This window comes from Clostridium sp. CTA-7 (assembly GCF_054768095.1).
The window spans coordinates 1-12,071 of the sequence record NZ_BAAAAV010000009.1 but is presented as its reverse complement, the minus strand read 5'-3'; the positions used below and the strand labels follow the sequence as shown (position 1 = coordinate 12,071).

Annotated in this window: 11 protein-coding genes and 1 other annotated feature; all 11 genes read right to left on the bottom strand. The window is 33.5% G+C overall.

Annotated elements, in window-relative coordinates; all coding sequences use genetic code 11:
• Positions 1-49 precede the first annotated feature (49 nt).
• Positions 50-289 carry a ribosomal L7Ae/L30e/S12e/Gadd45 family protein gene (locus ACYUEX_RS15255; RefSeq protein WP_460289084.1) on the bottom strand — a complete coding sequence of 80 codons (240 nt, stop codon included), beginning with the start codon at positions 287-289 and terminating at the stop codon, positions 50-52.
• 154 nt (positions 290-443) lie between these two features.
• Complete coding sequence (gene rpoC, locus ACYUEX_RS15250; protein WP_460288965.1) at positions 444-3,977, bottom strand: DNA-directed RNA polymerase subunit beta'; 3,534 nt, start codon at positions 3,975-3,977, stop codon at positions 444-446.
• A 21-nt stretch (positions 3,978-3,998) separates the two neighbouring features.
• A complete protein-coding gene (gene rpoB / locus ACYUEX_RS15245; RefSeq protein WP_460288964.1) occupies positions 3,999-7,706 on the bottom strand; it encodes a DNA-directed RNA polymerase subunit beta in 3,708 nt (1,235 codons plus the stop codon).
• Positions 7,707-8,059: 353 nt separating this feature from the next.
• Entirely contained in the window at positions 8,060-8,425 is a 366-nt protein-coding gene (rplL, locus tag ACYUEX_RS15240; protein ID WP_460288963.1) for a 50S ribosomal protein L7/L12, read from the bottom strand.
• 31 nt (positions 8,426-8,456) lie between these two features.
• Positions 8,457-8,960 carry a 50S ribosomal protein L10 gene (gene rplJ / locus ACYUEX_RS15235; RefSeq protein ID WP_411169520.1) on the bottom strand — a complete coding sequence of 168 codons (504 nt, stop codon included), beginning with the start codon at positions 8,958-8,960 and terminating at the stop codon, positions 8,457-8,459.
• Between the two features lie 37 nt (positions 8,961-8,997).
• Positions 8,998-9,126: a sequence feature (ribosomal protein L10 leader region), on the bottom strand.
• 42 nt (positions 9,127-9,168) lie between these two features.
• Positions 9,169-9,858, bottom strand: a complete 690-nt coding sequence (rplA, locus tag ACYUEX_RS15230) for a 50S ribosomal protein L1 (protein ID WP_411169519.1) — start codon at positions 9,856-9,858, stop codon at positions 9,169-9,171.
• Positions 9,859-9,910: 52 nt separating this feature from the next.
• Positions 9,911-10,336 (bottom strand): 50S ribosomal protein L11, encoded by a 426-nt coding sequence (gene rplK / locus ACYUEX_RS15225; protein ID WP_008681208.1) that lies wholly within the window; start codon positions 10,334-10,336, stop codon positions 9,911-9,913.
• Between the two features lie 69 nt (positions 10,337-10,405).
• On the bottom strand, positions 10,406-10,927 hold the full coding sequence (nusG, locus tag ACYUEX_RS15220; protein ID WP_460288962.1) for a transcription termination/antitermination protein NusG: 522 nt from the start codon (positions 10,925-10,927) through the stop codon (positions 10,406-10,408).
• A gap of 34 nt (positions 10,928-10,961) precedes the next feature.
• On the bottom strand, positions 10,962-11,195 hold the full coding sequence (gene secE, locus ACYUEX_RS15215; RefSeq protein WP_322458501.1) for a preprotein translocase subunit SecE: 234 nt from the start codon (positions 11,193-11,195) through the stop codon (positions 10,962-10,964).
• Between the two features lie 51 nt (positions 11,196-11,246).
• The gene (gene rpmG / locus ACYUEX_RS15210) at positions 11,247-11,396 is read right to left on the bottom strand and encodes a 50S ribosomal protein L33 (RefSeq protein ID WP_008681213.1); all 150 of its coding nucleotides are present in this window, start codon (positions 11,394-11,396) and stop codon (positions 11,247-11,249) included.
• Positions 11,397-11,570: 174 nt separating this feature from the next.
• A partial coding sequence (locus ACYUEX_RS15205) for an EF-Tu C-terminal domain-related protein (RefSeq protein WP_460288961.1) occupies positions 11,571-12,071 on the bottom strand: 501 nt, incomplete at its 5' end.

Genomic DNA, 12,071 nt, shown 5'->3' with positions numbered 1-12,071 from the left:
AAATTTTTATCTATATATCTAATATTTAAGATAAAAGCTTCTTAATGAATTAGTCTAATATAAGTACTGAAGATGCTTTAACATCTATACCACACATTTTTCCTAATTCTTTCATAGTATTAATAATAATAATTTTAACTTTTTTTTCATTCGCTAATTCTATTAACGAATTAGTTAAATTACAGTCTGCATCTTTAGCTACATATAAAATAGTACCTCTTCCATTTAGTATAGATTTAGTACATTGTTTTATTCCAATTACTTTATTACCTACAATTCTATCTATCATGAAATCACTCCCTATATAAAAGTTCATAGAGGCTAAGTTCATGACTTTGCCTCCATGAATTCATGTAGACAATTATACTGTAGTGTAGCTTTTAAAATCACACATCTCGTATTTTATCATTTAAGCATACACATGTCAATAAAATTGCAATGTATTATTCTATTGATTCTAATGCTTCATCTTCTACTAAAACATCGTCAACATCTAGTTTTACATCTCTATATCTCATCATCCCAGTACCTGCTGGTATTAACTTACCAATAATAACATTTTCTTTCAACCCCACTAAAGGATCTATCTTTCCTTTAATAGCAGCTTCTGTAAGAACTCTTGTAGTTTCTTGGAATGATGCAGCTGATAAGAAACTATCTGTTGCTAAAGCAGCCTTAGTTATACCAAGTAATGCTTGATCCCCTTTAGCTTCTTCTCCGCCAAATTCTCTTACTCTTGCATTTTCTTCTTCGAAGTCAAACATATCTATCATAGTTCCTGGTAATAGCTCAGTATCTCCTGAATCCGAAACTTTTATTTTTCTAGTCATTTGTCTAACAACAACTTCTAAATGTTTATCATTAATATCAACACCTTGAAGTCTATAAACTTTTTGAACTTCAGATAGTAGATATTTTCTAGCTCCATCTATGCCTTTAATTGCTGCTATATCATGTGGATTTACTGAACCTTCAGTAATTTCATCACCAGCTTCTATAAAGTCATCGTCTGATACTTTTAATCTTGAACCAAATGGTATTTCATAACTACGTTCTTCACCATCATTTGAAGTAACAAATACAGTTCTCTTTTTCTTAGTTTCTTCAATTTTTACTGTACCTGTAATTTCACTTACTATAGCTAAACCTTTAGGTTTTCTAGCTTCAAATAATTCTTCAACTCTAGGAAGACCTTGTGTTATATCGGCTCCAACAACTCCCCCTGTATGGAAGGTTCTCATTGTAAGCTGAGTTCCTGGTTCTCCGATTGATTGAGCTGCTATAATACCAACAGCTTCACCTATATTTATTTTTTGTGCAGTGGCCATATTCATACCATAACATTTAGAACACACACCAACTTTACACTTACATGTAAATACAGATCTAATTTTAACTTTCTTAACTCCTGCTGCTGCAACTTTTTCTGCAACATCTAGTTCCATATATTGATCAGCTTCAACCATAACTTCTCCTGTTGTTGGATTAATTATTGGTTCTGCTGTATATCTTCCGTATAGTCTTTCTGCTAATCCTTCGATTGCTTCGTTTCCTTCTTTTATTTCAGAAACATATATACCTTCTGTTGTTCCACAATCTATCTCTCTTACAATAACATCTTGTGATACATCAACAAGTCTTCTTGTTAAGTAACCAGAGTCAGCAGTTTTAAGAGCTGTATCTGCATTACCTTTTCTAGCTCCATGAGTAGATATAAAGTATTCTAGAACTTCAAGTCCTTCTCTAAAGGATGCTCTAATAGGTAACTCTATAATCTTACCTGTTGGACTCGCCATAAGACCTCTCATACCAGCTAATTGCTTAATTTGAGACTTAGATCCTCTGGCTCCAGAGTCTGCCATCATGAATATTGGATTAAACTTATCCAAACTTTCCATTAATGCATCGGCAACATCCTCTGTTGTCTTAGTCCATTTTTCTATAACTCTTTCATATCTTTCATCTTCTGATATGAATCCTCTTTTATACATCTTTTCTATTTTATCAACAGTTTCATCCGCTTCTTTTAATAGTGTGTACTTAGCTTCAGGCACTATCATATCAGAAGCTGCTACTGTTACAGCTCCAATAGATGAATAATGATATCCTAATGCTTTAATTTTATCAAGCATTATTGATGTATTAGTTGGACCATGTACAGTGTAACATTTATCTATAATTGTTCCTAAAGACTTTTTAGTTATTAAGAAATCTACTTCTAAGTTGAACTCTTCCTCTTCCTTAGTTCTATCTACAAAGCCTAAATTTTGAGGTATTGATTCATTGAATATTATCTTTCCAACTGTTGTCTTTATTATTCCTGATTTCTTTTCTCCATTTACTTCTTTAAACATTCTTACATTAATTAATGCATGAATTGCTATTTCACCAACTTGGTAAGCCATTATAGCTTCATCCTTAGAAGCAAATATCTTACCTTCTCCCTTAGCATCACTTTTATCCATAGTTAAATAATATGATCCTAAAACCATATCTTGTGTAGGTACACAAACTGGTTTACCATCAGAAGGTTTCATAATATTTCCTGCTGCAAGCATTAAGAATCTTGCTTCTGCTTGTGCTTCAACTGATAGTGGAACGTGAACAGCCATTTGGTCTCCATCAAAGTCAGCATTATAAGCCGTACATACAAGTGGATGTAGCTTTATTGCTCTACCTTCTACTAAAATCGGTTGGAATGCTTGAATTCCAAGCCTATGTAGTGTAGGTGCACGGTTTAATAAAACTGGATGATCTGTAATAACTTCTTCAAGTACATCCCATACTTGATTATTTACTCTTTCAACCATTCTCTTAGCACTCTTTATATTATGTGCTACCCCATCTTCTACTAACTTCTTCATAACAAATGGTTTGAATAATTCTAAAGCCATTTCTTTTGGAAGTCCACATTGGTACATTTTTAACTCTGGGCCTACAACTATAACTGATCTACCTGAGTAGTCAACTCTTTTACCAAGTAGGTTTTGTCTAAATCTACCTTGTTTACCTTTAAGCATATCTGATAAAGATTTAAGAGGTCTATTTCCTGGTCCTGTAACAGGTCTTCCTCTTCTACCATTATCTATAAGCGCATCTACAGCTTCTTGAAGCATTCTCTTTTCGTTTCTAACAATTATATCTGGTGCTCCTAAATCTAAAAGCTTCTTTAATCTATTATTTCTATTTATAACTCTTCTGTATAGATCATTTAAGTCTGAAGTTGCGAATCTTCCTCCATCTAATTGAACCATTGGTCTTAAATCTGGTGGAATTACAGGTATTACATTAATAACCATCCATCTTGGGTCGTTTCCTGATTTTCTAAAAGATTCAACTACTTCTAATCTTCTTATGATTCTAACTTTCTTTTGACCAGTGCTTGTTTTTAGTTCTTCTTTAAGGTCTCTTGATTGGCCTTCTAAGTCAATTTCTCTAAGTAACTCTTGAACTGCTTCAGCACCCATTCCAGCTACAAAGCTTTCTTCACCATACTTATCAACAGCTTCTCTATATTCTTTTTCATTTAAAAGTTGTTTCTTTAATAATGGTGTTTCCTTAGGATCTATTACAACATATGATGCAAAGTATAATATTTTCTCTAAAGCTCTTGGTGACATATCTAAAAGTAATCCCATTCTTGATGGAATCCCTTTAAAGTACCAAATGTGAGAAACTGGGGCAGCCAGTTCAATATGCCCCATTCTTTCTCTTCTTACTTTAGCTTTAGTAACTTCAACTCCACATCTGTCACAAACTATTCCCTTATATCTAACTCTCTTATATTTACCACAATGACATTCCCAGTCTTTAATAGGTCCAAATATTCTTTCACAGAATAAACCATCTCTTTCTGGTTTTAAAGTTCTATAGTTTATAGTTTCAGGCTTTTTGACTTCTCCTCTTGACCATTCTCTTATTTGATCAGGTGAAGCTAAACCTATTTGTATAGCATCAAAATTATTGAATTCAAACAAGGGTATATCCTCCCTTCAAATTTAGTGTTCATCATTTACAAAATCATCAAGTTCTAGATCTTCTTCTTGGAATCCATCTAATGCAAAGTTATCAAACTCAACATCTTCCTCAACTTCTTCCTCTGATATTGTATAACTATCATCTACATTTATATCATCAGATACAACATCTTCTGTACCCTCAATATTAACTTCTAAATCTTCCATATCTTCTTCAGCGAATTCTTTAAGTCTAACTTCTTGATTCTCATCATTTAATACTTTAACGTCTAAGCATAAAGCTTGAAGTTCTTTAATTAGAACTTTAAATGATTCTGGAACTCCTGGCTCAGGTATGTTTTCTCCCTTAACGATAGCTTCATATGTTTTAACTCTACCTACTACATCATCTGATTTAACAGTTAATATTTCTTGTAGTGTATGAGCAGCACCATATGCTTCTAACGCCCAAACTTCCATTTCTCCAAATCTTTGACCACCGAATTGTGCCTTACCACCAAGTGGTTGTTGAGTTACTAATGAATATGGTCCTGTTGATCTTGCGTGAATCTTATCATCAACTAAGTGAGCTAGCTTTAAGATATACATTATACCAACAGTTACTTCGTTATCAAATGCTTCTCCTGTTCTACCATCATATAAAACAGTTTTTCCATTTGCATTATATCCCGCTTTTTCTAAGCATTCTTCAATATCTTTTTCAGTAGCTCCATCAAATACAGGAGTAGCTATATGCCATCCTAATTGACTTGCTGCCCATCCTAAGTGAACTTCAAGTACCTGACCGATGTTCATACGAGATGGAACCCCAAGTGGGTTCAAGCATATTTGTAATGGTCTACCATCAGGTAAGAATGGCATATCTTCTTCTGGTAATACTCTTGAGATAACCCCCTTATTACCGTGACGTCCAGCCATCTTATCTCCAACAGAAATCTTTCTCTTTTGAGCTATATAACATCTAACTAGTTCATTAACTCCTGGATTTAATTCATCGCCATTTTCTCTAGTAAATACCTTAACATCTACTATTATTCCAGCTTCTCCATGAGGTACTCTTAATGAAGTATCTCTTACTTCTCTAGCTTTCTCTCCAAATATAGCTCTTAGTAATCTTTCTTCTGCAGTTAATTCAGTTTCTCCTTTAGGCGTTACTTTACCTACAAGAATATCTCCTGATCTAACCTCAGCTCCAATTCTTATTATTCCTCTATCATCTATATCTTTTAATGTATCTTCACTTACATTAGGAATATCTCTAGTTATTTCTTCTGGTCCTAGTTTTGTATCTCTTGCCTCACATTCGTATTCTTCTATATGAATTGAAGTAAAGACATCTTCTCTAACTAGTTCTTCAGAAATAAGCATGGCATCTTCATAGTTATAGCCTTCCCAAGTTATGAATCCCATTCTAATGTTTTTACCTAGTGCTATTTCGCCTAAATCAGTTGATGGACCATCAGCTAAAACTTGGTTCTTAAACACTATTTCACCCTTATCTACTAAAGGTCTTTGATTTATACATGTACCTTGGTTACTTCTCTTAAACTTCAGAAGTCTATAAGTATCTATACCACCGTCTACGTCCCTCTTAATTCTTATTTCATTAGAGCTTACGTAAACTACTTTCCCTGCATTTTTAGCCTTTGGAAGAACTCCAGAGTCTACAGCTGCTTTAAATTCTATCCCAGTACCTACTATTGGCGCCTGAGGTTTTAATAAAGGAACAGCTTGACGTTGCATGTTAGATCCCATAAGTGCTCTTGAAGCATCGTCATTTTCAAGGAATGGTATCATAGCAGTAGCTACTGAAACTATTTGTCTTGGTGAAACATCAATTAAATCAACTTCTTCAGCATTTACTACTAATACTTCATCTAGGTATCTAACCGTTACTCTTTTATCAACAAACTTTCTGTCCTCACTAATAGGCTCTTTAGCTTGTGCTATAAGATATTGGTCCTCTACATCAGCTGTAAAGTATTCTATTTCATCAGTTATTATACCTTTTTCCTTATCTACAACTCTATAAGGAGTTTCTATAAATCCATATTCATTAACCTTAGCATATGTTGCTAAAGAGTTAATAAGCCCTATGTTTGGTCCTTCTGGAGTTTCTATAGGACACATTCTACCATAATGGGAGTGGTGAACGTCTCTAACTTCAAAACCTGCTCTTTCTCTTGAAAGACCTCCAGGTCCTAAAGCTGATAACCTTCTTTTATGTGTTAATTCTGATAATGGATTTGTTTGATCCATGAACTGTGATAATTGTGAACTACCAAAGAATTCTTTTATAGCAGCTGCAACAGGTCTTATGTTAATTAACATCTGAGGTGTTATAGCTTCTTGGTCTTGAATAGTCATTCTTTCTTTAACTACTCTTTCCATTCTTGATAAACCAATTCTAAATTGATTTTGTAATAGTTCTCCAACTGATCTTAATCTTCTATTTCCTAAGTGGTCTATATCATCAACATAGCCAACATTATATGGTAAACCCAACTCGTAGCTTATTGTTGCAAATATATCATCCCTTATTATATGTTTAGGAATAAGTCTGTTTATGTTTTTCTTTATTTCTTCTTTTATAACATCTTCATCTTCATAATTATCTAATATCTCTTTTAATGTTGGGTAGTGAACAAGCTCTCTAACATTTAACTCATCAATATTAAATGATATAAATTTCTTAATGTCTACAAAATGGTTACCAATTACTCTAACCACTTTATCTTCTACTAATATGTCTACTGAGTTAATACCAACATTTTGAATTTCTTCTGCAAGAGATCTACTAATCTTTTCACCTTGCTCAACCATAATTTCTCCTGTTTGAGGATTAACTATGTCTGTAGCTGCTACTTGATTAACTAATCTTAAATTTAAAGCTAACTTCTTATTAAATTTATATCTACCAACTCTTGATAAATCATATCTCTTAGCATCGAAGAATAATGAATCTATAAGAGATATAGCACTATCTACTGTAGGTGGTTCACCAGGTCTTAATCTCTTATATATCTCTAATAAAGCTTCCTCTTTAGTCTTAGTATTATCTTTTTCTATTGTAGCTTTAAATCTTTCATCTTCTCCAAAATAGTCTAAAAGTTCTTGATCACTTCCAAATCCCATAGCTCTTGCTAATATAGATATAGGAAGCTTTCTTGTCTTATCTATTCTTACATAGATAATATCGTTAGAATCTGTTTCATATTCTAACCATGCTCCTCTATTTGGAATTACTGTTGATGAATATAATTTTTTACCAGTTTTATCAACATTAAAATTGTAATAAACGCCTGGTGATCTTACTAATTGACTTACAATAACTCTTTCAGCACCATTTATGATGAAAGTACCTTGCTCTGTCATTAATGGGAAGTCTCCCATAAATACTTCTTGTTCTTTAATTTCTCCAGTTTCATTATTTTGTAATCTTACTGAAACTTTTAATGGCGCAGCATAAGTAGAGTCTCTCTCCTTACACTCTTCCACTGAATACTTAATATTATCCATATCAAGCTTGTAATCAATGAATTCAAGCACAAGATTACCAGTAAAGTTTGTAATAGGATTGATATCATCAAAAACTTCATGAAGTCCTTCCTTTAAAAACCACTGATATGAATCTAATTGTACCTCAATAAGATTTGGCATTTCAGTTACATCTTTAACTTTACCAAAACTCATTCTAGTTCTTTTTCCGACTTGGACAGGATGTACCATGAATTTTCACCCCTTGTATAAAACTAAAATAACCAAAAGCACACTTTCCCTAAGGACTTATGCTTTCGGACAGCATCACTTATTAGTATAACCATCTTCTGTTCGATTATACATTTTTTTCATATGAATATATAGCTATCCATATTGAATAGTACATTTAATGATACTATCATACTATTCTTTTAATGTCAATTAATTTATTGTATAACTTATGTTAATCTATAATAAATTACATTTCAAGTAATTTTTATATAAAACTATATAAAGTATCCCAGGATTTTGATATTTTATATAGTTTTATTTAGGCAATTAAAAAGGTGCCTTTAACAGCACCTTTTCAATTTAAAAGTTAATTACTTAACTTCTACTTCAGCTCCAACTTCAGCTAATTTAGCTTTCATGTCTTCAGCTTCTTCTTTTGATACAGCTTCTTTTAATGTCTTAGGAGCTCCATCAACTATTTCCTTAGCTTCTTTTAATCCTAATCCAGTTAATTCTCTAACAACTTTGATAACTTTGATCTTTTGTGATCCAGCGCTAGCTAATACTACGTCGAATTCAGTCTTTTCTTCTGCAGCTGCAGCACCTGCAACAGCTCCTGCAGCAGCTACTGGAGCAGCCGCACTTACACCAAATTCTTCTTCACAAGCTGTAACTAGCTCGTTTAATTCTAAAACAGTCATTTCTTTTATAGCTTGAATTATATCTTCTCTTGTCATTTTAATTGCACCTCCAAATTTTTATCAGTTATTATTCAGCTGACTCTGATTCTTTTTTTTCTTTAATTGCATTTAATAAATATGCAACGTTTGATAATGGAGCTTTGAAGCTTCCAAGAAGTTTTGCGATAAGAACTTCTTTTGATGGTATTGTAGCAAGTTTTTCAACTTCTTCTTTATTGTATAAAGTTCCTTCTACCATACCAGCCTTTAATTCTATTTTCTTATGATCCTTAGCAAATGTATGTAATACTCTTGCTGGAGCAGTAGCATCTTCGTATCCGAACGCTATAGAAACTGGTCCTTCTAAATATTCATCAAGACCTTCTATTCCTAATTCTTTAGCTGCTAATGTTACTAGGTTGTTCTTATAAACCTTATATTCAACACCAGCTTCTCTTAAAGATTTTCTTAAGGCTGTATCTTCTTCAACTGTTAAACCTTGATAGTCTGCTAAAACGATCGCTTGAGCTTTTTCTAATTTTTCTTTAATCTCAGCAACTTTAGCTTCTTTAATTTGTCTATTCTTGTTCATTACTGTGTGTCCACCTCCTCACAGTTTTTAACTGCAAATTTATATTAAGAAAGGCCTTCCCATAGACATAGGAAGACCAAATAATTACTTACCTTGGTATTCCTCGGTAGGCAATTATTTTAAACCTTTCGGCACCTACTGTCTTTGGAATCAGTATTCTCTTTAACAACAGATAAAATTATATTACACAACTATCCGTCTGTCAATACTAATCTAAAACTTTTGTTGGGTTAACCTTTGCTCCAGGACCCATAGTGCTTGAAACAGATACTGATTTAACGTATTGTCCCTTAGCAGCTGCTGGTTTAGCTTTTATTAAAGCATCCATTAAAGCACGGAAGTTTTCTTGTAATTTTTCTACACCAAATGATTTCTTTCCAATTGGGCAGTGAACTATAGCAGTTTTATCTACTCTATATTCAACTTTACCAGCTTTTATTTCAGCAATTGCCTTAGCAACATCAAATGTAACTGTTCCTGATTTTGGGTTTGGCATTAATCCTTTAGGTCCTAAAACTCTACCGATTCTACCAACAACACCCATCATATCTGGTGTAGCAACTACTACATCGTAGTCAAACCAGTTTTCGCTTTGGATCTTTTGAACTAATTCTTCCGCTCCTACGAAATCTGCACCAGCTTCTTGAGCTTCTTTAGCTTTTTCTCCCTTTGCAAACACTAAAACTCTTACAGTTCTACCTGTTCCATTTGGAAGAACAACAGCTCCTCTAACTTGTTGATCTGCATGTCTTGGGTCAACCCCTAATCTAACATGTAGTTCTATAGTTTCATCAAATTTTGCCTTAGCAGTTTTTACTGCTAAATCTAAAGCTTCAGATGGAGTGTATAATGCACTCTTATCTATTAATTTTGCGCTTTCAATATAATTCTTTCCCATAATTTGCCTCCTTTGTGGTATTAGCGGTTTTTACCTCCCACTTTTTTACGAATTACTCTTCAATAGTTACTCCCATACTTCTTGCAGTACCTTCGATCATGCTCATAGCAGTTTCGATTGTAGCTGCATTTAAGTCAGGCATCTTTAACTCAGCAATTTTTCTAACTTGATCCTTAGTTAGTTTTCCAACTTTAGTTCTGTTTGGAACTCCTGAACCACTTTCGATTCCTAATTCCTTCTTTATAAGAACTGCTGCTGGTGGAGTTTTTAGTATAAAACTAAAAGATCTATCTTGGTAAACTGTTATAACAACTGGTATTATTAATCCAGCTTGGTTAGCAGTTTTTGCGTTGAACTCCTTACAGAATCCCATGATGTTAACACCGTGTTGACCTAATGCTGGTCCTACTGGTGGTGCTGGTGTCGCCTTACCTGCAGGAAGTTGAAGTTTAATCATTCCTGTTACTTTCTTAGCCATGTATTATTCCTCCTATACTGTGGTAATACGGACCTTAGTCCTCCCACTTTATTAAAACATTAGCTTATATTAAACTAATTTTTCAACTTGTGTAAATTCTAGTTCAGCTAAAGTTTCTCTGCCAAACATATCAATTAACGCTTTTATTTTGCGTTTTTCTAGATTTATCTCTTGGATTATAGCAACAAATTCTTTTAATGGTCCAGAGATAACTCTTACACTTTCCCCTACCTCCAAATCTATTTCTACCGGAGTTTCTTGAACTCCCATAGACTCAACTTCTTCATCGGTAAGAGGAACTGGTTTAGAAGCTGGGCCAACAAACCCAGTTACGCCTCTAGTGTTTCTAACCACATACCATGACTCATCAGTCATTAGCATTTTTACTAACACATATCCAGGAAACTTCTTTTTAAGAGAAATCTTTTGTTTCCCATCTTTCTCTTCTATTACTTCTTCCATAGGCACTTGAATGTCTTGAAGTAAGCTTTGAAGATTTCTATTTTCAATGGTTTTTTCAAGATTTGCTTTAACTTTGTTTTCGTAGCCTGAGTATGTGTGTACAACATACCATCTTGCTTTTTCGCTCATATTTCCTTATAGGTGGTTAACCACCTAAACCTCCTTACTTTAGTTTTAAAATGAATTTAAAGAGGTTTTGAAAAATATAATCTAACCCGCCTACTAATACTATATATATTAGTACGACTACGCCAACTGCAATTAACGCTTTTTTAGTATCATTTTTAGAAGGCCAAGTTATTCTTTTAACTTCTGCCTTAACCTCTCTAAAAAATTTAAATACGCCACCTTTATCAGGTGAATTTTTAGTTAAATTTACATTTTCCTTAACAGCCATTACTTCACATCCTTAATTTTTGTGAGTATATGTCATCACTATATCAGCTAACTATTTAGTTTCTTTATGAAGTGTATGTTTTTTACAGAACTTGCAGTATTTATGCATTTCTAATCTGTCTGGGTTATTTTTCTTGTTCTTCATTGAATTGTAGTTTCTTTGCTTACACTCTGTGCATGCTAAAGTTATCTTTACTCTCACAGTCTGCACCTCCAGTTTACCGTAAATAATATAAAACCTTATTACTTTATGTTAATTTAATTTCGTTAATTACCTAAACACATTATCACAAAACATGCATTATGTCAATATATAAGCCTTTGTAAAGGACTAGGTAATCCCACCCAGCCCTAAACTATATACTAATAATACATATTACTCTATTATGCTAGTAACAACTCCTGAACCTACAGTTCTTCCACCTTCTCTGATAGCGAATCTTAATCCTTCATCCATAGCTATTTGATTGATTAATTCAACGTTCATATCGATGTGGTCTCCTGGCATAACCATTTCCATTCCATCTGGTAACTTAATTGAACCAGTAACGTCTGTTGTTCTGAAATAGAATTGTGGTCTGTATCCATCGAAGAATGGAGTATGTCTTCCACCTTCTTCTTTTTTAAGTACGTAAACTTGACCTACGAACTTTTTGTGTGGCTTAACTGTTCCAGCCTTCGCTAAAACTTGACCTCTTTCGATGTCTGTTCTTTGAACTCCTCTTAAAAGAACTCCAACATTGTCTCCAGCTTGCGCTTCGTCTAGTAACTTTCTGAACATTTCTATTCCTGTTACTACTACTTTTCTGCTTTCTTCTTGTAATCCAACGATTTCTACTTCGTCTCCTACCTTAAGAATTCCTCTTTCAACTCTTCC